Consider the following 24,828-nt stretch of genomic DNA (forward strand, 5'->3'; position numbering starts at 1 on the left):
CCCTTGCCGGGCGCACCGTTCGTGCTTCCGCGGCCGTCCGGACGGAGCGGAAATCGCGACATAGGATCATCCGGGTGAGCAAGAGGACCACGACGCGCAACGGGACCGCCCGCCCGATCCGGCTTCTCGGCGACCCGGTGCTGCGCACCGCGTGCGACCCCGTGCGGACGTTCGACGCGTCCCTGGAGAAGCTGGTCGACGACATGTTCGTCACGATGTACGAGGCGGACGGCGCGGGCGTGGCCGCGAACCAGGTCGGCTCCGGCCTGCGGCTGTTCGTGTACGACTGCGAGGACGACCGGGGCCGCCGGCACGTCGGCCACGTCGTCAACCCGGTGCTCGTGGCCGCCGACGGCGGGCTGCTGGTGGAGTCCGAGGGGTGCCTGTCGCTGCCGGGCCTGCGGTTCGACACGCCGCGCCACGCGCACGCGGTCGTGGAGGGCGTGGACGCGAAGGGCCGGCCCGTCCGCGTGGAGGGGACCGGGTACTTCGCCCGCTGCCTGCAGCACGAGTGCGGGCATCTCGACGGCGAGGTCTACATCGACGTGCTGTCCGGCGACGCGCGGCGCGAGGCCATGCGCGCGATCCGGGACCTCCAGCGCCCCTGAGCCCGGCCTCCCCCGGACCCCCAGCGCCCCTGTGCGCGTCCCCCTGAGCCTGGTCGGGCCCGGAGCGCGGCTCAGTCGGCGTCGAGCGGGAGGAGCACGCGGAAGGTCGCGCCCTCGCCCGGGGTCGAGTCGACCTCGACCGACCCCTCGTGCGCGGCGACGAGCGCGGCGACGATGGCGAGACCGAGGCCGGTCCCGGTCCGGCCGCCCTCGCGGGAGCGGGACGCGTCGGCGCGGTAGAAGCGCTCGAAGACGCGTTCGGCCTGGTCGGGCGAGAGGCCGGGGCCCTCGTCCGCGACCTCCAGCTTGGCGGCGGGCGCCCCGCGCAGGGTGCCCGGGGACAGGCGCACCTCCACCGGCGTGCCCGGCGGCGTGTGCGCCACCGCGTTCGTCAGCAGGTTGCCGAGGACCTGCCGCAGGCGCGGCTCGTCCCCGCGCACCTGGTAGGCGAGACCGCCCTCGACCGACAGCTCGATCCGGCGGTCCGGCGCGACGACCCGGGCCTCCTGCACCGAGTCGGCGGCGACGGCGAGCAGGTCGACGGGCCGCCGCTCGATGGGCCGCTGGCGGTCGAGGCGGGCGAGCAGCAGCAGGTCCTCGACGAGCAGGCCCATCCGGCCGGCGGTCTCCTCGATGCGGCCGATCATCCGGCCGATCTCCTCGGGGGTGCGGGCGGCGCCCTGCCGGTAGAACTCGGCGAAACCGCGGATGGCGGTGAGCGGGGTGCGCAGCTCGTGGCTCGCGTCGGCGACGAAGCGGCGCATCCGCTCCTCGGACCGGCGGGCCGTCTCCTCCGAGCGCCGCGCCGCCGCCTCCGACTCGGCGCGGGCGCCGAACGCCGCCTCGATCTGCGCGAGCATCGCGTTCAGGGACCGTCCGAGCCGGCCCATCTCGGTGCGCGGGTCGGCCTCCGGGACGCGCCGCGACAGGTCGCCGGCCGCGATCGCGCCGGCGGTCTCCTCCACCTCGGCGAGCGGGCGCAGGCTCGCGCGCACCACCCACACCCCGAGGACGACCAGCACGGCGAGGACCAGCAGCCCGACGATCACGTCGATGGCGATGAGCCGGTTCACGGTCCGCTGGATCTCCGCCAGGCTGACCGCGATGAGGACGGTGGCGCCGGTGCCGGGGATCGGCTCGGCGAGGACCCGCCAGTTCGTGCTCGACCCGCCCGTCCCGGACACGGTGAACGGCCGGTCGATCCGGCCGGTGACGTCGGCGGGCAGCTTGGGGTAGCCGCGCTCGCCCACCGCGAGGCTCTGCCCGATCGGGCGGCCGTTGCTCCCGCGGACCTGCGCGTACATCTCGCTGGGCACCCGGACGTTCAGGTTGTAGTGCCCCTGGACCTGCTCGGTCACCTGGATGATCACATGCCCGACCGAGGAGCGCAGCTGGTCGTCGGCGCGCCCGACGAGGTACTGGCGCAGCACGGAGGCGCCGGCCGCGCTCATCACGGTCATCCCGAGGGTGACCAGGACGAGCATGCCGGCGATGAGCTTCATCTGCAGCGGCGACCGCGACCACAGCCCGCGGATCCAGGAGTTCCCTCGCGGGCGCCGCGTCCCCCGCGGCGGCTCGTCGGCCCCCGTCCCGCCCGGGTACGGGCCGTACGGCATGCCGGCCGCGTGCGCGCCGCCCGTCGCAGCCCGCCGGTCGCCTGGCGGCGGTCCCGGTTCCATGACCGGCCGGTCGCCGGGCGCCGGGCCCGCGGGGTGCGCGGGGAGCGCGCCGGGGCCGGGGACGCGGGGCTCCATCAGGCCGGGGGCTCTCTCAGGACGTAGCCGACGCCCCTCAGCGTGTGGATGAGGCGGGGCTCGGCGTTGTCGACCTTGCGGCGCAGCGCGGACACGTAGGACTCGACGATGCCCGCGTCGCCGCGGAAGTCGTAGTTCCACACGTGGTCGAGGATCTGGGCCTTGGACAGGACGCGCCCGGCGTTCGCCATGAAGTAGCGGAGCAGCTTGAACTCGGTCGGCGACAGCTGCACCGCCTTGCCGCCGCGCCAGACCTCGTGGCTGTCCTCGTCCAGCTCGACGTCCGCGAACACCATCCGGGGCGGGGGCTCGGCGACGCCGCCGCGGAAGCGCCGCAGGACGGCGCGGATGCGGGCGATGACCTCCTCCAGGCTGAACGGCTTGGTGACGTAGTCGTCGCCGCCGATCGTCAGCCCCTTGATGCGGTCCTGGACCGCGTCGCGCGCGGTGAGGAACAGCACGGGGGTGTGGTCGCCGCCGGACCGCAGCCGCCGCGCGACGTCGAAGCCGTCGATGTCGGGCAGCATCACGTCGAGGACGATCAGGTCGGGCCGGTGCCGGCGCGCGGACTGGACGGCGTCGGCCCCGTTGGTCGCGGTGAGCACCTCGAAGCCGGTGAAGCGCAGGCTGCCGGCCAGCAGCTCCAGGATGTTCGGCTCGTCCTCGACGACGAGCAGCGTCGCCTCGGGCGCCCGCACGCCCGCGTTCGCGTTCGCCGTCCGTTCAACCACTGACACGCTCTCCCTCCAGGGTCGCCTCCGAGGCTCGCACCCAAACCTGAATGTCCCCTGAAGGTGCGCCGAGCATTCCCTTCACCTGCGGCTCCCCGCCTCCGCCTCGACGGCGCGGATCAGCATGTCGAGCTCGGTGTCGAACACCTCGGCGGTGGTGATCTCGCGGAGGTGGGGTTCGGCGGCGCGCAGCCGGGGCAGGGCGCCGGGGCCGTCGCCGGCGGCGCGGCCGTGGGCGCCGAGGCTGGCGTTGCGGTGCCGGTCGATGGGGTCGCCGTGGGCCTCGCGGTGCATCCGGCCGAGGACGAGGTCGATGAAGACCAGGTAGTAGCGGACGGCGGCGCGCTCGTCGAGGCCGGCGTCGGCGAGGGTCGCGAGGATCGTCTCCACGAGCCGGAGGGCGCCGGGACCGTGGTCACCGCGGGTGACCAGGGCGTCGATGGTGCCGGGGTAGGCGCCGAGTTCGCGGCGCAGGCCGTCGGCGATGCGGCGGAGGCGGCCGGGCCAGGGGCCGGCGCCGAGGTCGGGCGGGACGATGTCGTGCGCCGCGATCGCGTCCATGACGAGCGCGACGAGCTCGTCCTTGCCGGAGACGTGCCGGTAGAGGGCCATGCGGGAGACGCCGAGGTCGGCGGCGAGGGCGCGGATGGTGAGGGCGCCGAGGCCGTCCCGGCGGGTGATCTCGAGGGCGGCGGCGACGATCTGCGCGCGGCTGATGCTGCCCCAGGGCCGCCGCTCCCGAGCGGGCGGGTCGGGCGGATCGGACGGCCCGGCGGGCGGATCGGACGGCCCGGCGGGCGGGCGGTGCGGGCCGGACTCGGACATGCGGAGAACCGTAGCCGAACATCTTGCGGACGCCTGTCCGCAAGATTTAGGTTCGCCTTACCTAACCTCGATCGGAAAGGCGGATCCGATGCCCGGAGGGCCGGAACGGAAGGGGATGGTCGCGGCGCTGCTGGCCGCCGCGTTCCCCGCGAGCCTCGCGCAGACGATCGTCATCGCCGCGCTGCCCGTGCTGCGGGACGAGCTGGACGCCCCCGCCGCGCAGGTGACCTGGACGCTCACGGCGTTCATGCTGGCCGGGGCCGTCGTCACGCCGATCGCCGGGCGGCTCGGCGACCTGTACGGGCACCGCCGGATCCTGGTGGCCTGCCTGCTGCTGTTCACCGCCGGGACGGTCGCCGCGGGCCTCGCCGCGTCCGCGCACTCCTTCGGGTGGCTGGTGGCGGGACGCGCCGTCCAGGGGACGGGCTCGGGCGCGTTCCCGCTCGCGCTCGGGATCGCCCGGTCGGCGCTGCCGCCGCACCGGCTGCGCGGCGTGGTCGCGCTGGTCAGCGCCGTGTTCGGGATCGGCGGGTCGGCCGGGATGGTGGTCGCGGGCCCGCTCGTCGACGCCGCCGGGACGCCGTGGCTGTTCTGGGCGACGCTGGTCCTCGCCGCCGGCGCGCTCGCCCTGGCGACCCGGTTGCCGGCGACGCGGCCGGGCGGTTCCGGGCGGATCGACCCGGTCGGCGCGGTGCTGCTGTCGGCGACGCTGGTCTGCCTGCTGCTGGCGATCAGCCAGGGGCGCGCGTGGGGCTGGGGCTCGGCGCGGGTCATGGGGCTGTTCGCGGGCGCGGCCCTGGCGCTGGCCGCCTTCACGGCGGCTGAGCTGCGCGTCCGCGCGCCGCTGGTCGACCTGCGGCTGCTGCGCGGGCGCGGACCGGCCGCCACCACGCTGGCCACCCTGGTCGTGTGCGTGGCGATGTTCGGTTCCATCACGCTGATCCCGCAGTTCGTGCAGGCGCCGCGGGCGTCCGGCTACGGGTTCGGGCTCTCCGCCTCCGCGGCCGGGCTGCTGATGGTGCCGATGGCGGCGCTGATGCTGCTCGCCGGCCCGGCGGCGCCCCGGATCGCCCGCCGCGCCGGATCCCGCGTCCCGTTCCAGGCCGGGACGGTCTGCGCGGTCGCCGCGTTCACCCTGCTCGCGTGGGCGCACGGGGCGCTGTGGGAGGTGTACGCCGCCTGCGCGGTCATCGGGGTCGGCTACGGGCTGGCGTTCGCGGCCATCGGAAACCTCGTCGTGGAGAACGCGCCGCCCGGGCAGACCGGGGTGGCGACGGGCGTCAACACGATCGTGCGGACGGTCGGGGCCGCCGTCGGCGCGCAGGCCGTCACCGCGATCCTCGCGGCGCGCACCGCGCCCGCGGCGAAGCTCCCGCCGGAGTCGGGCTACACCGGGGCGTTCGCGGTGCTCGCCGTGATCGCGGTCGCGGCCCTCGGCGTCGCCGCCGCGATCCCGCGCGGTCCCGGGGGCGCGCGGGATCCTCGGGAAGAGCGGGGCGTGGATTCAGGGAACGTTCAGGTACGTGCGCTTGAGTAGTCGGCACAGGGCGCGCCCCGGTCCGGACAGGGACCGGATCCCCGCGCCCTGGCCACTCCTCCTCGCCACCGCGGCCGAGAGGGCGACACGCCGCACGCCCTCCCGGCCGCGGTTTTTTGACGCCGGCCTTATCCAGCACACTTTCAGGCCGGATCCAGGTGGGCTCCAGACCCCCGGCGCAGATTCGTATGCGACGGCGAGACGAGGGAGTTCACATGGACGCCGGAAGGCCCGAGGAGCCACAGCAGCACAGTTGGGATCGGCACGTCGCGGGATCCGAGCGGCACGCGCCATCCGAGCGGCCCGCGGCACCGGGGCACGCCGGAGGCCCCGAGCGCCCCGATCTCACCCCGCCCGGACAGCCGCACCAGCGGCAGCCGCAAGACCAGCCGCTGCTCGGGGAGGCTGCGCCCGGACAGCAGACGCCCGGGGAGCAGACGCCCGGGGAGCAGACGCCCGGCCAGCAGACGCCCGGCCAGGCGCACGGCCAGCAGGCGCACGGGGAGCAAGCGCACGGCCAGCAGGCCCACGGCCAGCAGGCATACGGGGGATGGCAGCAGCCCGGGGCGTGGCATGCGCCCACGGCGGCCGCAGGTGCCGGCGCGGCGGGGCCGCCGCACTGGGGCGTCCCGCAGGCCGGCGCGGCGGGGCCGTTCCGCCGTGGCCCGCTGTGGACGGCCCGGCAGAAGGTCGCGGCGCTGGTCGCGGGGGCCGCGCTGGCGGTCGGCGCGGGCGGGGCGGGCGCGGCCGTGGCGATGGCGTTCGCCGACCACGGCACCGTCTACTCCAGCCCGGTCGCCGTCTCCGGCGCGTCCAGTAAGGCGAGCACGACGGCGCAGGTCGCCGCCGCGGTGCAGCCGAGCGTCGTGTCGATCTCGAGCCAGTCGCAGACGGGCGAGAGCGAGGGGTCCGGGGTGATCCTGCGCTCGGACGGTGTGATCATGACGAACGCGCACGTCGTCTCGGACGGCGGGCGGCTCTCGGTGAAGTTCAGCGACGGCAGGACGGCGCCGGCGACGCTGCTCGGCGCCGACACCGCGAACGACATCGCGGTGATCAAGGCGCAGGGCGTGTCCGGGCTGAAGCCCGCGACGCTCGGCGACAGCGACCGGCTCGCGGTCGGCGACACCGTCCTCGCGGTCGGCAACCCGCTCGGGCTGAGCGGGTCGGTGACGTCCGGCATCGTCAGCGCGCTCGGCCGCCAGGTCCAGGAGGGCGACTCCGGCGGCGGCCAGCAGGACCTGCCGCCGGGCCTGCAGGGACGGCTGTCCCAGCAGCAGCAGGCGGTCATCGAGAACGCGATCCAGACCGACGCGGCCATCAACCCCGGCAACTCCGGCGGCGCGCTGGTGAACAGCGCCGGCCAGGTGATCGGCGTCAACACGGCGATCGCCACGTCCGGCAGCAGCTCGGGCAACATCGGCGTCGGCTTCGCGATCCCGATCGACCAGGCGAAGAAGGCCGCCGACAAGATCATCTCGAGCGCGTCGGTGTAGAGGCTCACCGGGAGCGCCGTCCCGTCCAGGCTCTGGGGGGAGCGGGCGGACGGGCGGCGGCCCCGGTGTGAGGGGCCGTTCCCAGGCCGGGCCGGGTGCTGGGGACGGCCCCGGCATGGGAGAGCGGCCGCGTGACCTGCCTGTGGGTCACGCGGCCGCGGTCAGCTCGACGGGACGCGGTCAGCTCGACGGGACGCGGATCGCCGGACGGCGCCGGGCCGTCGCCTTCGCCAGCATCTTGCGCGTCGTGTGGAGGTAGTAGTCGCGGGGCAGCGTCCGCAGCCGCAGCGGCAGCCGCGGGTACACCACCGACAGCGCCCCCATCAGCATCCGGAACCGCAGCTCGCGCGCCCGGTTCCACGTCCATCCGTACTGCTCGCGGATCGGCGCCGGCATCATCCCCGCGGTGATCAGCCGGATCGCCGCCAGGCCGGGCGCGTTCAGCGGGCCGCCGGGCAGCCTCGGGTGCAGCACCTGGTCGGCGATCGCCCGGGACGCGTCGCTGATCTCCAGGTCGTTGAGCATGCCGGCGTAGTACACGCGGAAGTCCCGGTACGTCCTGGGCAGCCGCTCCTCGGGGCAGCCCAGGATCGTCGCGTAGACCTTGGTCTGGCCGTAGAACTCCGCCAGCTCGTCCTCGGCGAACGTCCGGCGGAACAGCAGCTGGTAGAACTGCGCGGCGACGGCGAAGAGGGTGGCGGCGACCCACACCTGCAGCTCCGGGTCGTTCGCCCGGTAGCCGGGGCCGGTGACCTGGTCGTGCCCCCGCGTCACGAGGGCGCTGAAGGCCTCCGCCTCCTCCCGCGTGCCGAACTGCACCGCGTAGAGCCAGCCCATGGTGTTGCGCAGCCGCCGCAGCGGGTCCTCGGCGGTGTAGCTGTGGTCGTACACGCCCTGCGCGACCTGGGGGTGCGCGGTCTGCAGCAGCGACGCGGCCCCGCCCGCCGCGATGAGCACGCCCTCCCGGGTGATGTGGCGGATGAGGTCGTCGTCGGAGAACAGTCCTTCGGTCATGACGATCAGTGTAAGTAAGTACTTGCATAACACGCACCCCCGGGGCGGCGGAAAACCGGACGACATGATCGTCCGCGGACGGGGATAATCGGGGACATGCCCGACGACATCCACGTCCGCGGCTCGGTCTCCATCCCGGAGTCCGAGCTCGGCTGGCGTTTCTCCCGCTCCTCGGGACCGGGCGGGCAGCACGTCAACACCAGCGCGACCGCCGCCGAGCTGTCCTTCGACGTCGCCGCGTCCCCGTCCCTGCCCGAGCCCCTCAAGGCGCGCGCGCTGGAGCGGCTGTCGGGACGGCTCGTCCGGGGCGTCCTGACGATCCGCGCCGAGGAGTACCGCTCCCAGATGCGCAACCGCGAGGCCGCGCGCGCCCGGCTCGGCGCGCTGCTCGCCGAGGCCACGGCGCCGCCGCCGAAGAAGCGCATCCCCAAGAAGGTCCCGCGCGGCATCAACGAGCGGCGCCTGGAGAACAAGAAGCGCCGCTCCGACGTCAAGCGGCAGCGCTCCCGCCGCTGGGACTGAGCGGCCCTTCTCGCACGTCTCGGGCAAATTGTCCGAAGTGAGTAATTTAGCCTTCATGTCGGGGCGACATCGCGGCTGATCGGCTGCGAAAACTCGGCGATGCCGAAAGCGACGGCAAACTCGGCCGATCCGCGAAAAATCCGTAGATGTTTGCTTCTCCGGGCCGACGGAATGACCTGCGCGGATCCCGCGGCGGAACGCCGCGGGCCATGCCGCGGCGCATGCGCGTCCGCGGCCAGCAGATCAGCAGAAACGGAGAAGAAACAGGATGAGATGGACTACCGCGGGTCCGGTCGGCGTCGTCGCCGTGCTGGCCGGTCTCGCCCCCTTCGCGACCGCAGGGCAGGCGTCGGCGCAGGAGGGCGGCGCGCACGGGCACGACCACCGCATCCATGTGGTGCGTCCGGGACACTCGATCCAGGAGGCCGTCGACCGGGCCAGGCCCGGCGACACCATCAAGCTCCTCCGCGGGACCTACGACGGGGGCGTCCTGGTCACGAAACGCCTCACCATCCGCGGCTCCGGCGACAAGACCGTGCTCCGGCCGGGCGGCGTCGACCACTGCGCCGCCGTCAAGCGGGCCGGCACCGGCATCTGCGTCATCGGCCGCCCCGGCCACCCCGTGAAGGGCGTCACGATCAAGGACCTGACCGTGCGCAGGTTCGCGAAGAACGGGATCTTCGGCCAGTTCACCGACCGCCTCACCGTCGAACACGTCCTCGCCGCCGACAATGGCGAGTACGGAATCTCGGAATTCAACTCGACGCGCGGGCGGTTCGCGCACGACTGGGCCCTCAACAACGGCGACGAGGCCGGCTTCTATGTCGGCGACATCGCCGACGCGCACGGGACGGTCGTCACCGGGAACCGGTCGACCGGAAACGCCATCGGCCTGCTCGTCCGGCACGCCCGCCACGTCAAGGCGTGGGAGAACCAGCTCGTCGGCAACTGCGTCGGCGTCGCGCTGGTCGACGACAGCCAGAAGGGCGGCCAGGGCAACACCAAGGTGTGGAAGAACAACGTCTCGAACAACAACCGGGAATGCGCGGCGCACGAAGAGGTACCGCCGCTCGGCGGCACCGGCGTGCTGTTCTTCGGCGGCGACCACAACCTCGTCGAGAAGAACGTCGTGAAGGACAACCGGGGGAGGCTGCCGTACTCCGGCGGCATCGTGCTCTTCCGCGGGACGCCGCCGCTGAACCGGCCCGCCCGCGACAACCTCGTCCAGTTCAACGTGGTCCGCGGCAACGCGCCGTTCGACCTGGTGGACAACAGCGGCAGCAGGACCAACCGGTTCCGCCACAACCTCTGCCGCACGTCCAACCCGGCCGGTCTCTGCTGACCTGACCGCGCCGGCGGTCCGTCCCGGGTGACCGCCCCGGCGCCGGTGCCCGCGCCGCGTCCCGCCGCCGGGACGCGGAAATCCCTCCGCGGGCACCTCCGGCGGCACGGGCACGCGACGGGCCGGACGCGGGGCGTGGCACGGGGACCGTCGCCGGCCTGGGACGTGCGAACGCCCGTCCCGGGGGTGGACGGGACGGGTGTCCGGACCTGGCCGGCCGGAGGTCGGCCGCAGTCCGCGGTGCCGGCCGTGCGCCGGCCTCGGCGGGGCGGGTCAGCCGTAGTACTCGATGAAGGGCACCTTCTTGCCGGTCTGCGTCGCGGTCCCGGCGCTGACGATCGCCGCGGTGCCGGGACGGGCGTCGGCGTCGGACGCCTGGACGGTCCCGCTGCGGGCGGGCCCGTTGAGGGTCGTCCACGACGTGCCGTTGTAGTGCATGTACTGGGTCCTGGTGCCGGTCGTGACCGGAAGCATGACCACGCCGCCCTTGCCGTCGGCCGACAGCCCGATGCCCGCCGTGTTCAGCGGCGTGTTGATCGTCTTCCAGGACGTGCCGTCGTAGCGCAGGATCGCGTTGGTGATCTGGGCGTTCTGCCGGACGCGCAGCACGTACACGTTCGTCGGCGAGTTCTCGACGATCTTGTAGAGGGTGCCCTGGTAGGCGGGGGTGCCGAGGGAGCCCGGCACGGCGATCCGCTTCCACGCCTTGCCGTCGTAGTGCATCACCAGGCCGGTGACGGACGTGCCGGTGGCGGACGTCGACCCGGCCAGCCACACGTCGTTCTTCGATTTCACGTCGACTGCGGTGATCGTGGACGAGGCGGGCAGCGGCACCTTCGCGTCCGCCCACGCGGTGCCCGTCCAGCGCAGGACGGCGCTGAGGCCGCCCGCGGTCGGGTCGACGCCCGCGACGGAGTAGGCGGTGCCGTCCGGCGCGGCCGCGACCTGGCTCGGCAGGCCGACCAGCGGGTAGGCCACCTTGCTCCACTTGGCGCCGTTCCAGTACAGCCCGACGGTGCCGCCGAGGTTGTAGCCGACGATCCACGCCTTGCTCGCGCTCGCGACCGCGACGTCCGTCGGGGTGAACCCGACCGGGCTGGCCTGCGCCACCCACGCCGACCCGTTCCACTTGGCGATCTTCGTCTGGGGGCTGAAGAACGAGCCCGCGGCGCCGACGGCCCAGCCGGCGTTCGCCGCGCCGAAGTCGACGCGGTCGAGGCTGCCGTCATAGGCGAGCCCGGCGCCGCCGACGTTCTTCCACCCGGCGGCGGCCTGGGCGGGCACGGCGGACAGGGCGAGCGTTCCGGCGCCGCAGGCGATCGCCAGGGCCGCTGCGCGCACCGCGTTCCGTCCCATGAGAGCTCCCAAGATCAGTTCAAGCGCACGCCAAAGAGTACGGGAAGACTTACTTCCAGGTAAGAGGGACTTTCCGGACGGCCGGAACAGGCCGCACCCGCCCCGGGCATCCCGCTCGCCTCCCGCGCCCCGGGAACGGCGGACGCCCGGAGCCGGTGCGGCTCCGGGCGTCCGGCATGCGGCGGGCGGTGACCGGAGGACGTCCCTCCGGCCACCGCCCGCCGATCACCCACGAAAGGCGATCACCTACGAAAGGCGGTCACCCGCGAAGGGCGGTCACCCGCGAAAGGCGGTCACCCGCGAAAGGAAGGCGGTCACTCGCCCTTCCAGTTCGGCTTGCGCTTCTCTGCGAAGGCCGCCGGGCCCTCCTGCGCGTCCTTGGAGGTGAAGACGGGCAGCGTGATGTCCTGCTGCTTCTTCCACGCCTCGGCGGACGACCAGTCGGCGGACTCGACGATGACCTTCTTGGTCGCGGCGAGCGCCAGCGGGGCGTTCTCCGCGACCTTGAGGGCCAGCTCCTTGGCCGCGGCGAGCGCGCCGCCCGGCTCGGCGAGCCGGTTGACGAACCCGAGCTCGGCCATCCGCTCCGCCGGGTACCTGTCGCCGGTCAGGGCGATCTCCATGGCGATGTGGAACGGGATGCGCTGCGGCAGCCGCAGCAGCCCGCCGCCCGCGGCGACCAGGCCGCGCTTCGGCTCGGGCAGCCCGAACTGGGCCTCCCGGGACGCCACGATCATGTCGCAGGCCAGCGCGACCTCGCAGCCGCCGGCCAGCGCGTAGCCCTCCACCGCGGCGATCAGCGGCTTGGCCGCCGGGCGCTCGGTGATGCCGGCGAACCCGCGGCCCTCGACGGTCGGGTTGTCGCCCGTGAGGAAGCCCTTGAGGTCCATGCCGGAGCAGAACGTGCCGCCGGCGCCGGTCAGGACGCCGATGGACAGGTCCTTGCGGGAGTCCAGCTCGTCCAGGGCCGCCGCGATCCCCTTCGCCACCTCGCCGTTGACCGCGTTGCGGGCCTCCGGCCGGTTGATGGTGATGATGAGGACGGCGCCGTCTTCTTCGGTGAGAACAGCGTCGGTCATTCAGTGCCTCACTTCGGCTGGAAGCGGATGCCGCCGTCGAAACGGATGGTCTCGCCGTTCATGTAGTCGTTCTCGATGAGGGACTTGACCAGGTGCGCGAACTCCGACGCCTTGCCCATCCGCTTCGGGAACGGCACCGGCGCGGCGAGCTTGGCCTTGAACGCCTCGGCGGCCTCGCCCTCGCCGTAGATCGGGGTGTCGATGATGCCGGGGCAGATCGTGTTGACCCGGACGCCGATCGCGGCGAGGTCGCGGGCGGCCGGCAGCGTCATGCCGATGATGCCGCCCTTGGAGGCCGAGTAGGCGATCTGCCCGGTCTGGCCCTCGATGCCGGCGATCGACGCGGTGTTGATCACCACGCCGCGCAGGCCGTCGGCGTCGGCGGGCTCGGTCTTGGAGATCGCCGCGGCGCCGATGCGCATCAGGTTGAAGGTGCCGATCAGGTTGACCCGGATGACGGTCTCGTAAGAGGCCAGGTCGTGCGGGGTGCCGTCGCGGCCGACGGTGCGCGAGGCCCAGCCGATGCCGGCGCTGTTGACGATGACGCGCAGCGGGGCGCCGGTGTCGACGGCGGCCTGGACGGCGGCCTGCACCTGCTCCTCGCTGGAGACGTCGGTCTTGACGAAGACGCCGCCGACCTCGTCGGCGACCTTCTTGCCCTTGTCCTCGTTCATGTCGGCGACGACGACCTTGGCGCCTTCGGCGGCCAGCGCGCGGACGGTGGCCTCACCGAGGCCGCTCGCGCCACCGGATACGACGGCGGAAACTCCGTTCAGGTCCATAAGCAGCACCTTACGTGAGGGACCGAATGTGGTTCGGGATGATGTTACCCAGACGTCATCCCGGCGTTCTGCTCACACCCCGGCGGATTGCCCGGGCGAGATGTTACTCGGGAGTCACAATACGGCGAACGTTTGCCCGGGGACGCCCCGGGCACCCGTCGGTGCATGACCGAACCTCCGGCACAGAGCCAGTCCTACCCGGGCCGCACGGGGGACATGACACCCGAGCCCCGCGACGAGATGCGCGGCTACACCGGCAGCGGCCTCCTCGACGGCAGGCGCGCGCTGATCACCGGCGGCGACTCGGGCATCGGCCGCGCGGTCTCCGTCGCGTTCGCCAAGGAGGGCGCCGACGTCGCCCTCACCTACCTCGAAGAGGACGACGACGCCCGGCACACCGCCTCCCTCGTCGAGGCCGAAGGGCGCCGCTGCTTCACCTTCGGCGGCGACCTCGCCGAGGAGCGGCACTGCCGCGAGACCGTCGAGCACGCCGTCCGCGACCTCGGCGGCCTCGACGTCCTCGTCCTGCACCACGGCACCCAGACGCCGGTCAAGGACGTCCGCGAGATCGACGACGCGCAGCTCCAGCGCACGTTCGCCGTCAACGTGTACGCGCTGTTCTGGACCGTCCAGGAGGCCCTCGACCACATGGGCCCCGGGTCGTCCATCGTCTTCACCGGGTCCATCAACGGGCTGCGCGGCAACAAGACGCTGATCGACTACGCCGCCAGCAAGGCCGCCGCGATGACCCTCGCCACCTCCCTCGCGCAGAACCTCATGGACCGCGAGATCCGCGTCAACTGCGTCGCCCCCGGACCCGTCTGGACGCCGCTGATCCCCGCCACGTTCGACGCCGAGCGCGTCGAGGGCTTCGGCGGGCAGGCCCCGATGGGCCGCCCCGCGGACCCCGACGAGATCGCCCCCTCCTACGTCTTCTTCGCCGCGAACCGGCAGTCGTCCTACTACACCGGCCAGACGCTGGTCCCGGCCGGCGGCGAGATCCATCCCGGCTGAGGCGCCCATGGACCTCCAGCGCAGCGACCCCTCCGAACCCGGTTTCGCGCGGCGCAAGTGCGGCAAAGGCTTCACCTACCTCGGCCCGGACGGCCGCACCCTGGCCGACCCCGCCGAGCGCGCGCGCATCCGCTCCCTCGTCATCCCGCCCGCCTGGCAGGACGTGTGGATCTGCCCGGACGCCGACGGCCACATCCAGGCGATGGGCACCGACGCCGCCGGACGCCGCCAGTACCTCTACCACGAGGCGTGGCGCGAGCAGCGCGACCGCGAGAAGCACGACCACGTCCTCGACCTGGCCGCGCGCCTCCCCGACGTCCGCGACACGCTCGCCGGGCACCTCGCGGGCCGCGGCTACCGCCGCGAGCGCGTGCTGTCCGCCGCCGTCCGGCTCATCGACCTCGGTTTCTTCCGCATCGGCAGCGAGGAGTACGCGGCGGAGAACGGCACGTTCGGGCTCGCGACCGTCCTGCGCGAGCACGTCACCTGCCGGCGGGGCGAGGTCGCCTTCGAGTACCCGGCGAAGGGCTCGAAGGACCGCTACCAGTCCGTCGCCGAGGAGAACGTCTGCAAGGTCGTCACCGGCCTCAAGCGCCGCAAGGACGGCTCCCCCGAACTCCTCGCCTACCGGACGCGCCACGGCTGGCACGACGTCACCGCGTCCGACATCAACGCCTTCATCCGCGAGGTGACCGGCGGCGACTTCACCGCCAAGGACTTCCGCACCTGGCACGCCACCGTCCTCGCCGCCGTCGGCCTCGCCGTCTCCACCCGCGCCGGCACCGGCGAGACCGCCCGCCGCAAGGCCGTCGTCCGCGTCGTCAAGGAGGTCGCCGCCTACCTCGGCAACACCCCGGCGGTGGCCCGCGCCTCCTACATCGACCCGCGCATCATCACCCTCTACGAGTCCGGCCGGACGATCGCCCCCGCCCTCACCAAGCTCGGCGTGGACGCCTCCCCCGGCGAGCTCGCCACCCAGGGCCCCGTCGAACAGGCCGTCATCGAGCTGCTGAAATCCTGACCCTGGGGCGGTCACCAGGCCGAGACGCGCTCCCCGGCACGCCCGGCGCCCGCCGCCTCCGGCGGCTCCAGGCAGTACAGGGCGTAGGCGTGCTGGATCACCGGCAGCGCGACGTTCCGCACCCGGACGCCGCCCTGCGTCATCCCCTTCTCCGTCCCCTTGTGCGCGTGCCCGTGGATCGCCAGCGCCGGCGCCGCCGCGTCGATCGCCTCGCCCATCAGGTAGCTCCCGAGGAACGGGTAGATCTCCGGGGGCTCGCCTTCGAGCGTGTCCTCGGCGGGCGAGTAGTGCGTCAGGCTCACCCGCACGTCCGCGTCCAGCTCCAGCAGCGCGGTGCCGAGCCGGTCGGCGAACGCCTTCGTGTGCCGGATGAACGCCTTCATCTCCGGCTCGCCGAAGTCGCTCGCGCACTTGCCCTCGAACCCGCCGCCGAACCCCTTGCCGCCCGCGACGCCGAGCCGTCTCCCGTCGCAGTCCACGACCGTCCCGCCGCCCTCCAGCACGGTCACCCCCGCCTCCCGCAGGACGTCGGCGATCCCGTCCGCCGCGTCGGAGTGGTAGTCGTGGTTGCCGAGCACCGCGATCACCGGCACCCCGAGGTCGCGCAGCTCGCCCGCCGCGACCCGGCCCTCCTCGACCGTCCCGTGCCTGGTCAGGTCCCCCGCGACGAGGAACACGTCCGCCTGCCGGGCCAGCCGCCCGAGCCGTCCCCGGTACACCCCGGCCATGTCGGCCCCCACGTGCAGGTCCCCGGCCGCCGCCACACGGATCATGACAGCCTCTCCTCCCCCTCGGGCTCCGGGACCGCGACGACGTGCACCTCGTTGCAGATCTCGTGCCCTTCCGCGGCCACCCGGGCGGCCTCCTCGACCTCCCGGCGCTGCTCCTCGCTGGCCACCTCCCCGCGCAGATGCACCACGTTCCCCCGCACGTCCACGCGGATACCGAGCTCGTGCGCGCGCGCCGCGAGCGTCTCCTGGATGTGCGCCGGCAGGTATTCGGTCACGGCACGCCCCTCTCGATGACGCCGAGCCGGGACAGCAGGGTCAGGAACGCGTACGCGTACGGCGACCCCGCCGTCTCCTCGGCCACGTACGGCCAGTCGACCTGCTCCCGCAGCGCCCGGCTGACATGCAGGAACCCGCTGAAGTCGCACGCCGTCTCGCTGAACGCCAGCAACCGCATGATCACCAGGTCCGTCGCGGGCAGCACCGGCATGTACACCGCGCCGACCGCCATCTCCGTGGCCCGCCCGAGCAGCGCACCGTCCACCGGACGGCCCGACGGCGTGTGGATCAGGTCGATGAAGTACTCCCCGTCGGAGACCTTGGCGAGCCAGTTCTCCGGGCTGTCCATGTGCCCCATGCCGGCCGCGGCGAGCGCCGCGAGCGCCGTCTCGACGTCGCGCTCCCGCACCACGAAGTCCACGTCGTGCGTCGACACCGCCGCGCCGTGCGCGTACGCCGCGAACCCGCCCGCCAGCGCGTACTCGATCCCCGCGTCGCGCAGGGCGGCGGCGGCCCGCTTGAGGCTCAGCAGCAGGCCGTCCCCGGCGCCGCCCGGGCCCGGCGACCCGCTGCCCCGGACCACGCCGAGGTTCGGCACGGCCCCCGCGCGCCTCGTCCCGGCCTGCACATCCCCCACACGAACCCCTGCTTCCTAGCGCTCACCGCGCCGGTACCCCAGAAACCCCAGCTCATACCGACCCCCACCCCACCAACCCACCCCGGCAAGACCCCACTCCCACGCCACCAACGCACCCCAGCTAGCCCGCACTCCCACCCCACCGCGGCCCCGCCCGGCCGCGCCCTCTCCGGACCCGCCCGGCCGCGCCCTCGTTGGGCCACGGCCGGGGCGGCGCGGGTCACGGCGGACCCGCGCCCGGCGGAGGACAGCCGGCCGTCTGCGGCGAACCGGATGCCGCGGAGCCATCCGACTTGCCTGACCGGATTCGGCGGGGCGCGGGCGGTGGGCGCCGGGCCTGCGGGACGGGGTCCTTGCCGATCCGGTGCGGGACGGGGGTCAGCAGTCGACCAGGTCCGGGGACTGGTTCAGGAGCTGGGCCCGGGGTGAGACGAAGCGTTCGTGGCGGGCGGCGGCGCCGTCGGCGGCCAGGTCGAACGCGGCGACGCGGTGGCAGTTCTGGAACGCCAGGCGGACGCCGAAGTGGCGTTCCAGGGCGCCGCGCATGGCGTCGCTGGCGAGGACGCGCAGCAGCTGGCCGCGGGCCTGCTCGTCCGGCGGCGGGGTCCGGTTGTCGGCGAAGCCGGCGCCGCCGTCCCGCATGCGGGCGACGACGCCGCTGATGACCTCCCATGCGTACGGCAGCGAGTCGCGGACGCAGGCGACGAACGAGGCGTCGTCCACCTCGCCCCGCATCGCCTTCTCCAGCAGCCGGTCGTCGACGGTCAAGGACATGGCCGTGCTCCCTTCCTCCGTGGTTCGGACGGATTCAGGGTGACATGAAAACGATTATCATTCCAGCATCGAGGGGCGGCGATTCCGGGCCGTGTTCAGCCGGCCGGGGCGCGGTAGGCCGCGGGCGGGGTCGGGGTCGTGCCGAGGCAGGTGGCGATCGGGTCCTCGACCGAGCACCAGCCCGGCCGGCGGACCGGCACGTATCCGGCCGGGACGCCGCGGCCGGCGATGATCGAGCGGTAGGTCGCGACGGCGTCGGTCGGGCGGCGGGCCAGAGACGGGTCGGTCAGCGCGTTCACCGTGTAGAGGCCGAAGCGCGGCTCGAAGCTGCCCCATTCGTAGTTGTCGGTGAGGCTCCAGTAGTTGTAGCCCATCACCTTGACGCCGTCGGCCATCGCCCGCTGCACCCAGTAGATGTGGTCGCGGAGATGCTCGCTGCGGGTGTAGCCGTCCGCCCGGGGCTTGCCGTTGTCGGTGGACATGCCGTTCTCGACCACGTACACCGGCAGCTTCGGCAGCCGCCGCTGGTAGCTCCTGAGGACGTAGTACAGCCCCTCCGGCTCGGGGTCGATCTTCCAGAACTCGCCGGTCAGCGCGTACCCGGCGGTGAGGTTCTGGGCGTTGGCGCCGTAGTAGTAGTCGATGCCGACGAAGTCGAGCTTGTCCGTGACGTCGTTGAACAGCGCGGCGTCGAAGATGCCGTTCAGCGCCGTCCCGTAGGCGACGTTCGTGGAGACGGGGGCGCCCGGGTCGAGCTTGTGGATCATGTCGTAGGCGGCGCGGTGGGTCTCGGTGAGCGCGGTCCGCATCGCGGCGAGCTGCCCGAGGTTCATCGGCCGCATGGTCAGCTCCTTGTACATGTAGGCGCTGGCCTCGTTGAACGTGATCCAGATGACGCCCTGGCGCTTGTAGCGGTTCACGATGAACCGGGCGTTGCCCAGCCACTCCGCCTGAGTCTTCGGGTCGTCCCAGGCGCCCTGGTCGGCCACCCACCCCGGGTACACCCAGTGGTCCAGCGTGATCATTGGCCGCATGCCGGCGGCGCGGATCCGCCGGACCAGGTCGTCGTAGTAGGCGATGGCCTTGGGATCGCGGACGCCCCGCTTCGGCTCGATCCTGGCCCACTCGATCGAGGTGCGGAACACGTTCACGCCGAGCTTGCGCGCGAGCTCCACATCGCCCGGATAGCGGTGCAGGAAGTCGACGGAGTTCTTGTACGGGTCGCTGATCCCGGGCGCCTTCCGCTTGATGTAGCGCGTCCAGTTGCTGTCGGGGAAGGAGCCCTCGCCCTGGAAGCCGGACGTGGCGACGCCCCACAGGAACCCGCGGGGGAACTTGGCGGTCGCCGGGGACGGCGCGGGGGCGGTACGGGCACGGGCGGCGGGCGAGGCGGTCACCGTGACGGCGGCCGCGAGGGCGAGAGCGGGGAGCACGCGCGCGAGGCGCGTTCTGCCGGACCTGCGGAACACGGGACTCCCTCCGGGCACCGGACATGAATCTCTCTCGGACTACAGGGCCGGGAGAGGCCGGAGTCAATCCCCGGGCCCTGGCCGGATCCGGCAACGCAGCGTCCCCGATCCACCACACAAAGAAAGGAAGTGACGCAACTAACACGTTTTCCGCCATTGTTGATCTCCTTCCAGCACGCGGAAAACGCCCTCGAATCCCGCGACGGCTCCAGTCGAACACCCCGGCTCGCGCACTGGAACCGGAACGTCGTTCTGTGGATAACTCCGCCCCGAGACACCCGTCCAGAACGGGGAATCGCCCCACGTTTCCGCAGGTTGTGACCCACTTCACAATTTGCTGAAAATGATCTCGATTCGCGCAGGCCGCACGGTGGTCGCCCCATCCGTCGCATCCGTCCGGGAAGGGTTGTGATCTACCTGAGATTTGCCTGAGCCGCTGGAGTCTGGCTACGTTCCTGCCCGGTTCATGCGGCACGACGGGCCGCTCGGACAACAGAACACGCACCGACGCGCGGCGGCGGCACGCGTCCGGCCTCTCAGCGAAGAGCGGCCGGGCATCGTCCGCGAGGACGCCCCCCACGGGCGCCGCCCAAGAAGCACACCCGCGTCGATCGCCTCATCCGTGCAGACGAGAAGCACGGAGCCGGAAGCGGCTCGCGGGCCGCGGCGCCCTCCCATGGCACCGCAGGCACCGGACGACCGCGACGCATCCCGAATCCCCAGCGTTCACGCGCGGGATGACGGCTGCCCGGTAGGCATCACCCGCGAGATCTGGAGCCATCCTGCATACCCCCCGAAACCCCCTGAAGATCGGAATCACCGCTGGTGGCCTCGTGCTCACCACGACCGCGGCGCTCGGCGCGACGCTCCTGACGGCGGGCCCCGCCGGAGCCGCCGCCGGCACTCCACAGCGCGTCACGCTCGCGGCGTCGGCCACCAAGGCGACGAGCACGAAGAGCGCGGCCACCAGGACCTCGTCGGCCACGTCCCGCGCCGCCAAGCAGAGCAAGCGCGCGACCGTCGCCGTCAAGTACGCCTACAAGCAGATCGGCGACCCGTACCGCTACGGCGGTTCCGGGCCGGGCTCGTGGGACTGCTCAGGTCTCGCGCAGGGATCGTGGCGCAAGGCCGGAGTCAAGCTCCCGCGCACGACCCAGCAGATCTACCGCGCGGTGAAGCACAAGGTCTCCTGGAAGGGCGCCAAGGCGGGCGACCTGCTCTTCTTCTACAGCGGCCGTACGCACGTGGGCATCTACGTGGGGCACGGCTACATGATTCACTCGCCGCACTCGGGCTCCCATGTGAAGAAGGTCAAGCTGACCCACTACTACAAGAGCCAGTTCAACGGCGGCGTCCGGCCCGGCTACTGAGCCGAGCCCATACGGACGCACAGGCGGTCATACATGCGTCTCCTCTGAGCGTGGCTGCATGAAGCACGCCCAACCACAGGCGCGCGCATAGGCGAGGGCCCCGTACCGGTCGACACCGGTGCGGGGCCCTCGGCCTGAGTCCCGTCCAAGACCAGAGGTCCGCCCAAGACCAGAGGTCCGTCCGGGGACTGAGGTCCGTCTAGGAAAGGACGGGGTAGTCGGTGTAGCCGCGGTGGTCGCCTCCGTAGAAGGTGGCGCGGTCGGCCTCGTTGTAGGGGCCGCCGGCCTTGATGCGGGCGGGCAGGTCCGGGTTGGCGAGCCACAGTTCGGCGAACGCGATCGCGTCCGCGACGCCCTCCCGCAGCGCCTCCACACCGGTCTCCGGGTTCGCCGGGAAGGATTCGGGCGTCGGGTGGGGGTTGAGGATGAGCGTGCCGGGCCAGGCGGCGCGGATGCGACGCGTACGCTCCCGGTCGCCCAGCTCCATGATGTGCAGGTAGGCGAGCCCCAGGGGCGCCAGTGCCTCCACCAGCGCGGCGTACAGCTCGTCGGGGTCGCTCTCGGTGATGCCGTTGGCGATGCCACCGGGCGACACGCGGAAGCCCACGCGTTCCGGTCCGATCGCGTCCGCGACGGCCTGCGCCACCTCCACGCCGAAGCGGATGCGGTTCTCGATGGTGCCGCCGTAGGCGTCGGTCCGCTTGTTGCTGCCGTCCGCCAGGAACTGCTGGATGAGGTAGCCGTTGGCGCCGTGCAGTTCCACGCCGTCGAAACCGGCGGCGACGGCGTTGCGCGCCGCCGCGGCGAAGTCCGCCACCGCCTCGGCGATGTCGTCCAGCGTCATCTCACGGGGCTCGGGGTGTTCGAGCATGCCCTCGGGCGACCACATCCGCTCGCCAGTGGCGATCGGGGACGGCGCCACGGGCAGCCCGCCGTCCGGGTAGAGCGAGGGGTGGCCGACGCGTCCCGCGTGCATCAGCTGGGCGAAGATGACGCCGCCCTCCGCGTGGACGGCGTCGGTGACCGCCCGCCATGCCTCCACCTGCTCGTCGCTGTGCAGTCCCGGCGTCCAGGTGTAGCCCTGGCCCCGCACGCTGGGCTGCGTCCCCTCGGTGATGATGAGGCCGGCGCCGGCCCGCTGCGCGTAGTACTCGGCGTGCAGGTCGGTCACCTTCCCGTCGTGGACGGCCCTGCTGCGCGTCATCGGCGCCATCACCAACCGGTTGGCCAGCTCCAGCTTCCCGGCCGACAGCTTCTCGAACAGCTCGTTCACGACGTCCTCCTAGTGGCTTTCTCGCTGGTGATGAAGCTACGAGGGGGCCGTCGCACCGCGAATCAGTATGGTTTCGGTAGTACGCCCCGTACTTTGGATTAGTGCTTTACGGGCGGAACGACGAACAGGCGCGCATCTCCTCGCTGCTCGCCGGAGCGCGCGACGAGGGGCGCAGCGGCGCGCTGCTGCTGCGCGGCGAGGCGGGCATCGGCAAGTCGGCGCTGTTGGACCACGCCGCGGACCTGGCCGCCGGCGACGCCAGGGCGCGCGTCCTGCGGGTGACCGGGATCGAGGCGGAGTCCGGCATCGCGTTCGCCGGGATCAACCAGCTGGTGTGGCCCGTCCGCGACCGCCTGGACGGCCTTCCCGGACCGCAGGCGGAGGCACTGAGAGCCGCGCTGAGCGGTTCCGGGCAGTCCTGTGACGTCCCGCCCGTCCGGGACCGGTTCACGACCGGCCTCGGCGTCCTGACGCTCCTGGCCGACCTCGCCGAGGACGGCCCCGTGCTCTGCCTCGTCGACGACGCCCAGTGGCTCGACAGCGGGACCGCCGAGGCGCTGCTGTTCGCCGCCCGGCGGCTCGCGGCCGAGGCGGTGGTGATGCTGTTCGCCGCGCGGGACGACGCGTTCACCGGCACCGGCCTCCCCGAACTGCCGTTGGCGCGGCTGGGACGCGACGACGCGGTGCGGTTCCTCGCCGAGCACGGGCTGACCCGGGACGTCCGCGATCGGATCCTGCATGACGCGGACGGCAATCCGCTGGCGCTGCGCGAGTTCGGCAGGGCCAGGGACCGGGTGCCGGACGGGTCCCGCCCGCTGCCCGTCACCGACCGCGTCGTCGCGCGGTTCCAGAGCCGGATCGATGAGCTTCCGGACAAGACCCGCCTGATGCTGCTCATAGCGGCGGCCGAGGGACGCGGCTACATGCCGAGCCTGCTGAACGCGGCGCGAGAATTGGGCGTCGGTCTGGAGGACCTGGAGCAGGCCGAGCGCGCAGGGCTGGTGGAGGTGAGCGGGCGGTCCATGGCCTTCCGCCATCCGCTGATCAGAGCCGCCGTCTACCAGGGCGCTGTAGCGGCGTGCCGTATCCGGGTGCATGAGGCGTTGGCGTCCTCGTCCGAGGACGCCGATTGCCGCGCGCGGCACCGCGCCTCAGCGGCTCTCGGGCCGGACGAGGACGTCGCCGTCGATCTGGAGAACGCCGCAGAGCGCGCGCGGAAACGCACCGGGTACGGCACTGCGGCGAGTCTCTACCGACAGGCGGCGGACCTCACTCCCGCCAAGGACGCGCAGGCCGCGCGGTTGCGCGCCGCGGCCAACATGACGCTCCAGGCCGGTCGGCCGGACGAGGCCGAGGTTCTCGCCACCAGGGCGGGCACCCTCACCGACGCCCCCGCGGAACTCGCACGGCTCGGCCGAGTCCGCGCTGTGGTCGAGTACGAGCGCGGCAACCGGCGAACCGCCGCGCGCATGATGGTGGAGCACGCCGCCTATGCGAAGCCGGACGACAGGGCCGCGATGCTGCGGACGGGCGCCGCCTATGCGTGGACCTCCGGAGAGACGCCGGCGCTGCTGCGCGCCGCCGAGGCGCTGCCCGAGGACGCGATGGTCGGCGGTCTCGCGCATCTGGCCGGTGACGACGTCGCGCGCGGCGTCCCGCTGCTCGCCGGGCTGGTCGCGGAGGCGCGCACGACCACCCCGGAGCCAGGCGTGGCCGCCGGGCTGGACGAGGCGGCGCGGCTCGCGCTGATCGTCGGCGACGACGAGGCGGCGCTGGAGCTGGCCGCCGTCGAGGCCGCGCGCTGCCGGCTGAACGGCCTGATCGGGGCGCTGCCGAGCGTGCTGCGGACGCAGGCACAGGCACAGGTCGCGACGGGCCTGCACGCGGACGCGGAGGCCACGCTGATCGAGGCGATCTCGCTGGCGTGCGACACCGGCCTGCCCAGCGGCGACTGGCGGCTCTCGGCGGTGTTCGCCCGGGTGGCGGCGGTGGAGGGCGATGAGGCGCGGCTGCACGAGATGCCGGAGAGGTCCGACGGGGCTCTCGGCCTCCTCGAACTCGGCCTCGGGCGGTACGACGACGCGCTCCGCCATCTCGAGGCGGTGCACCACCAGTACAGCGCGGACGCCATGCTCGCCGTGGCGGACCTCGTAGAGGTGGCCGTGCGCGCCGGCCAGCCGGAACGCGCGCGCGCACCGTTCGACCGGTTCCGCCTCTGGGCCGATGCCGTGCAGCAGCCGTGGGCATCGGCCGTCGCGCTGCGCTGCGAAGCTTTGCTGGAAGACAGCGAAGAAGCGTACGCACAGGCCGTCCGCCTGCACGAGAAGGCAACGCGCCCGTTCGAGAAGGCCCGAACGGAACTCCTGTACGGAGAGTGGCTGCGCCGTGCGCGGCGCCGCTCCGACGCCCGGACGCCTCTTCGCTCCGCCATGGAGGTCTTCGACCGGCTCCGTGCCAAGCCCTGGTCGGACCGCGCGCGCGCCGAGCTGCGCGCGACCGGCGAGTCCGGCTCCGCATCGGAGCCCACGGCGCCCGTGCTGCTCGACCGCCTCACGCCGCAGGAGCTGCAGGTCGTACGGCTCGCCGCCGAGGGCATCAGCAGCCGCGAGATCGCCGCGCAACTGTTCCTCAGCCGCCGGACGGTCGAGTACCACCTCTACAAGGCCTATCCCAAGCTCGGGATCTCCTCCCGCAAGGAACTCTCCCGCCTGACTCTGGAACCATCCACGACATGACCGCATCCGCCGCGGAACGCTCGCACGACTCGCTTCTGGCCCTCTCCATAGGGGACGCGCTCGGATCCCAGTTCTTCGTCCCCGAGAACCGCCCGGCCTTCGAGAGCCAGACGCTCCCCCAAGGGCCGTGGCAGTGGACGGACGACACGGAGATGGCCGCCTCCATCCATCTCGTCCTGTGCAAGCACGGCGGCATCGACCAGGACGCCCTCGCGACGAGCTTCGCCGAACACCACGACTTCGACCGCGGCTATGGCCCGTCCACCGGTCGCCTATTGCGGCTCGTCCGGGAAGGCGGCGACTGGCGGACGCTCGCCCGCGAACCCTTCGACGGCATGGGCTCCTGGGGGAACGGCGCCGCGATGCGTGTCGCGCCCATAGGCGCCTGGTTCGCGGGCGACCCGGCGGAGGCCGCTCGCCAGGCGGCCTTGTCCGCGGAGGTGACACACCCCCACCCGGAGGCCATCGCGGGCGCGATCGCC

23 protein-coding genes are annotated in these 24,828 nt (G+C 72.8%); 10 read left to right on the forward strand and 13 right to left on the reverse strand.

The features are described from left to right. Positions 1–74: 74 nt before the first annotated feature. Positions 75–608: a peptide deformylase gene (def, locus tag ABZ914_RS20775; RefSeq protein ID WP_500194899.1), complete on the forward strand. Its 534-nt coding sequence runs from the start codon at positions 75–77 to the stop codon at positions 606–608. A 71-nt stretch (positions 609–679) separates the two neighbouring features. Here the strand turns inward: def and ABZ914_RS20780 are convergent, their stop codons facing one another. From ABZ914_RS20780 to ABZ914_RS20790, 3 genes are all read right to left on the reverse strand, one after another. Further along, on the reverse strand, positions 680–2,362 hold the full coding sequence (locus ABZ914_RS20780) for a sensor histidine kinase (RefSeq protein WP_500194900.1): 1,683 nt from the start codon (positions 2,360–2,362) through the stop codon (positions 680–682). Beyond that, the gene (locus ABZ914_RS20785; RefSeq protein ID WP_347256714.1) at positions 2,362–3,093 is read right to left on the reverse strand and encodes a response regulator transcription factor; all 732 of its coding nucleotides are present in this window, start codon (positions 3,091–3,093) and stop codon (positions 2,362–2,364) included. The genes ABZ914_RS20780 and ABZ914_RS20785 overlap by 1 nt, the downstream gene beginning before the upstream one ends. An 81-nt stretch (positions 3,094–3,174) precedes the next feature. Beyond that, the gene (locus tag ABZ914_RS20790; RefSeq protein WP_500194902.1) at positions 3,175–3,918 is read right to left on the reverse strand and encodes a TetR/AcrR family transcriptional regulator; all 744 of its coding nucleotides are present in this window, start codon (positions 3,916–3,918) and stop codon (positions 3,175–3,177) included. An 88-nt stretch (positions 3,919–4,006) separates the two neighbouring features. Between ABZ914_RS20790 and ABZ914_RS20795 the strand changes: the two genes are divergently transcribed. Continuing rightward, positions 4,007–5,455, forward strand: a complete 1,449-nt coding sequence (locus tag ABZ914_RS20795) for an MFS transporter (RefSeq protein WP_500194904.1) — start codon at positions 4,007–4,009, stop codon at positions 5,453–5,455. A gap of 215 nt (positions 5,456–5,670) precedes the next feature. Continuing rightward, positions 5,671–6,951, forward strand: coding sequence for a S1C family serine protease (locus ABZ914_RS20800; protein WP_500194905.1), 1,281 nt, complete (start codon positions 5,671–5,673; stop codon positions 6,949–6,951). A 180-nt stretch (positions 6,952–7,131) separates the two neighbouring features. On the opposite strand, the gene ABZ914_RS20805 is transcribed toward ABZ914_RS20800, so the two are convergent. After that, the gene (locus tag ABZ914_RS20805) at positions 7,132–7,965 is read right to left on the reverse strand and encodes an oxygenase MpaB family protein (protein WP_500194906.1); all 834 of its coding nucleotides are present in this window, start codon (positions 7,963–7,965) and stop codon (positions 7,132–7,134) included. 96 nt (positions 7,966–8,061) lie between these two features. Between ABZ914_RS20805 and arfB the strand changes: the two genes are divergently transcribed. Beyond that, positions 8,062–8,487, forward strand: a complete 426-nt coding sequence (gene arfB, locus ABZ914_RS20810) for an alternative ribosome rescue aminoacyl-tRNA hydrolase ArfB (RefSeq protein ID WP_190856815.1) — start codon at positions 8,062–8,064, stop codon at positions 8,485–8,487. A gap of 268 nt (positions 8,488–8,755) precedes the next feature. After that, positions 8,756–9,829 (forward strand): right-handed parallel beta-helix repeat-containing protein, encoded by a 1,074-nt coding sequence (locus tag ABZ914_RS20815; RefSeq protein WP_500194908.1) that lies wholly within the window; start codon positions 8,756–8,758, stop codon positions 9,827–9,829. A gap of 273 nt (positions 9,830–10,102) precedes the next feature. On the opposite strand, the gene ABZ914_RS20820 is transcribed toward ABZ914_RS20815, so the two are convergent. The 3 genes from ABZ914_RS20820 to ABZ914_RS20830 form a co-directional block, all read right to left on the reverse strand. Continuing rightward, positions 10,103–11,185 (reverse strand): hypothetical protein, encoded by a 1,083-nt coding sequence (locus tag ABZ914_RS20820; RefSeq protein ID WP_500194909.1) that lies wholly within the window; start codon positions 11,183–11,185, stop codon positions 10,103–10,105. 314 nt (positions 11,186–11,499) lie between these two features. Next, positions 11,500–12,264, reverse strand: coding sequence for a crotonase/enoyl-CoA hydratase family protein (locus tag ABZ914_RS20825; protein WP_387031685.1), 765 nt, complete (start codon positions 12,262–12,264; stop codon positions 11,500–11,502). 8 nt (positions 12,265–12,272) lie between these two features. Beyond that, on the reverse strand, positions 12,273–13,046 hold the full coding sequence (locus ABZ914_RS20830; protein ID WP_500194911.1) for an SDR family oxidoreductase: 774 nt from the start codon (positions 13,044–13,046) through the stop codon (positions 12,273–12,275). A 165-nt stretch (positions 13,047–13,211) separates the two neighbouring features. Between ABZ914_RS20830 and ABZ914_RS20835 the strand changes: the two genes are divergently transcribed. Together ABZ914_RS20835 and ABZ914_RS20840 are read left to right on the forward strand one after the other, a co-directional pair. Then, positions 13,212–14,060, forward strand: a complete 849-nt coding sequence (locus ABZ914_RS20835) for an SDR family oxidoreductase (RefSeq protein ID WP_500194912.1) — start codon at positions 13,212–13,214, stop codon at positions 14,058–14,060. A 7-nt stretch (positions 14,061–14,067) separates the two neighbouring features. Next, positions 14,068–15,081 carry a DNA topoisomerase IB gene (locus ABZ914_RS20840; RefSeq protein ID WP_500194914.1) on the forward strand — a complete coding sequence of 338 codons (1,014 nt, stop codon included), beginning with the start codon at positions 14,068–14,070 and terminating at the stop codon, positions 15,079–15,081. A gap of 11 nt (positions 15,082–15,092) precedes the next feature. On the opposite strand, the gene ABZ914_RS20845 is transcribed toward ABZ914_RS20840, so the two are convergent. From ABZ914_RS20845 to ABZ914_RS20865, 5 genes are all read right to left on the reverse strand, one after another. Next, positions 15,093–15,854 (reverse strand): metallophosphoesterase family protein, encoded by a 762-nt coding sequence (locus tag ABZ914_RS20845; RefSeq protein ID WP_500194915.1) that lies wholly within the window; start codon positions 15,852–15,854, stop codon positions 15,093–15,095. Beyond that, positions 15,851–16,087 carry a BON domain-containing protein gene (locus ABZ914_RS20850; RefSeq protein ID WP_190856823.1) on the reverse strand — a complete coding sequence of 79 codons (237 nt, stop codon included), beginning with the start codon at positions 16,085–16,087 and terminating at the stop codon, positions 15,851–15,853. The genes ABZ914_RS20845 and ABZ914_RS20850 overlap by 4 nt, the downstream gene beginning before the upstream one ends. Beyond that, complete coding sequence (locus ABZ914_RS20855) at positions 16,084–16,725, reverse strand: nucleotidyltransferase (protein WP_387031692.1); 642 nt, start codon at positions 16,723–16,725, stop codon at positions 16,084–16,086. The genes ABZ914_RS20850 and ABZ914_RS20855 overlap by 4 nt, the downstream gene beginning before the upstream one ends. Positions 16,726–17,103: 378 nt before the next feature. Next, positions 17,104–17,499: an SCO5389 family protein gene (locus ABZ914_RS20860; protein ID WP_190856824.1), complete on the reverse strand. Its 396-nt coding sequence runs from the start codon at positions 17,497–17,499 to the stop codon at positions 17,104–17,106. A gap of 95 nt (positions 17,500–17,594) precedes the next feature. Further along, positions 17,595–18,932, reverse strand: coding sequence for a glycoside hydrolase family 1 protein (locus ABZ914_RS20865; RefSeq protein ID WP_500194917.1), 1,338 nt, complete (start codon positions 18,930–18,932; stop codon positions 17,595–17,597). 869 nt (positions 18,933–19,801) lie between these two features. Between ABZ914_RS20865 and ABZ914_RS20870 the strand changes: the two genes are divergently transcribed. Beyond that, positions 19,802–20,338 carry a C40 family peptidase gene (locus ABZ914_RS20870; RefSeq protein WP_500194919.1) on the forward strand — a complete coding sequence of 179 codons (537 nt, stop codon included), beginning with the start codon at positions 19,802–19,804 and terminating at the stop codon, positions 20,336–20,338. A 199-nt stretch (positions 20,339–20,537) separates the two neighbouring features. On the opposite strand, the gene ABZ914_RS20875 is transcribed toward ABZ914_RS20870, so the two are convergent. Then, complete coding sequence (locus ABZ914_RS20875) at positions 20,538–21,611, reverse strand: alkene reductase (protein ID WP_500194921.1); 1,074 nt, start codon at positions 21,609–21,611, stop codon at positions 20,538–20,540. 101 nt (positions 21,612–21,712) lie between these two features. On the opposite strand from ABZ914_RS20875, the gene ABZ914_RS20880 reads away from it, so the two are divergent. Together ABZ914_RS20880 and ABZ914_RS20885 are read left to right on the forward strand one after the other, a co-directional pair. After that, a complete protein-coding gene (locus tag ABZ914_RS20880; RefSeq protein WP_500194923.1) occupies positions 21,713–24,346 on the forward strand; it encodes an ATP-binding protein in 2,634 nt (877 codons plus the stop codon). After that, positions 24,343–24,828, forward strand: a 486-nt coding sequence (locus tag ABZ914_RS20885; RefSeq protein WP_500194924.1) for an ADP-ribosylglycohydrolase family protein, incomplete at its 3' end; no start/stop codon positions are given. The genes ABZ914_RS20880 and ABZ914_RS20885, both read left to right, overlap by 4 nt.

The sequence above is a fragment of the Spirillospora sp. NPDC046719 genome, from assembly GCF_040645715.1.
In the GTDB taxonomy this organism is placed as follows: Bacteria; Actinomycetota; Actinomycetes; order Streptosporangiales; family Streptosporangiaceae; genus Spirillospora.

Bases quoted from the DNA above. Each gene is read 5' to 3' on its own strand.
- ABZ914_RS20780 (WP_500194900.1), bottom strand. From the start codon at position 2,362: ATGGAGCCCCGCGTCCCCGGCCCCGGCGCGCTCCCCGCGCACCCCGCG.
- ABZ914_RS20790 (WP_500194902.1), bottom strand. From the start codon at position 3,918: ATGTCCGAGTCCGGCCCGCACCGCCCGCCCGCCGGGCCGTCCGATCCG.
- ABZ914_RS20795 (WP_500194904.1), top strand. From the start codon at position 4,007: ATGCCCGGAGGGCCGGAACGGAAGGGGATGGTCGCGGCGCTGCTGGCC.
- ABZ914_RS20800 (WP_500194905.1), top strand. From the start codon at position 5,671: ATGGACGCCGGAAGGCCCGAGGAGCCACAGCAGCACAGTTGGGATCGG.
- ABZ914_RS20805 (WP_500194906.1), bottom strand. From the start codon at position 7,965: ATGACCGAAGGACTGTTCTCCGACGACGACCTCATCCGCCACATCACC.
- arfB (WP_190856815.1), top strand. From the start codon at position 8,062: ATGCCCGACGACATCCACGTCCGCGGCTCGGTCTCCATCCCGGAGTCC.
- ABZ914_RS20815 (WP_500194908.1), top strand. From the start codon at position 8,756: ATGAGATGGACTACCGCGGGTCCGGTCGGCGTCGTCGCCGTGCTGGCC.
- ABZ914_RS20820 (WP_500194909.1), bottom strand. From the start codon at position 11,185: ATGGGACGGAACGCGGTGCGCGCAGCGGCCCTGGCGATCGCCTGCGGC.
- ABZ914_RS20825 (WP_387031685.1), bottom strand. From the start codon at position 12,264: ATGACCGACGCTGTTCTCACCGAAGAAGACGGCGCCGTCCTCATCATC.
- ABZ914_RS20830 (WP_500194911.1), bottom strand. From the start codon at position 13,046: ATGGACCTGAACGGAGTTTCCGCCGTCGTATCCGGTGGCGCGAGCGGC.
- ABZ914_RS20835 (WP_500194912.1), top strand. From the start codon at position 13,212: ATGACCGAACCTCCGGCACAGAGCCAGTCCTACCCGGGCCGCACGGGG.
- ABZ914_RS20840 (WP_500194914.1), top strand. From the start codon at position 14,068: ATGGACCTCCAGCGCAGCGACCCCTCCGAACCCGGTTTCGCGCGGCGC.
- ABZ914_RS20845 (WP_500194915.1), bottom strand. From the start codon at position 15,854: ATGATCCGTGTGGCGGCGGCCGGGGACCTGCACGTGGGGGCCGACATG.
- ABZ914_RS20860 (WP_190856824.1), bottom strand. From the start codon at position 17,499: ATGTCCTTGACCGTCGACGACCGGCTGCTGGAGAAGGCGATGCGGGGC.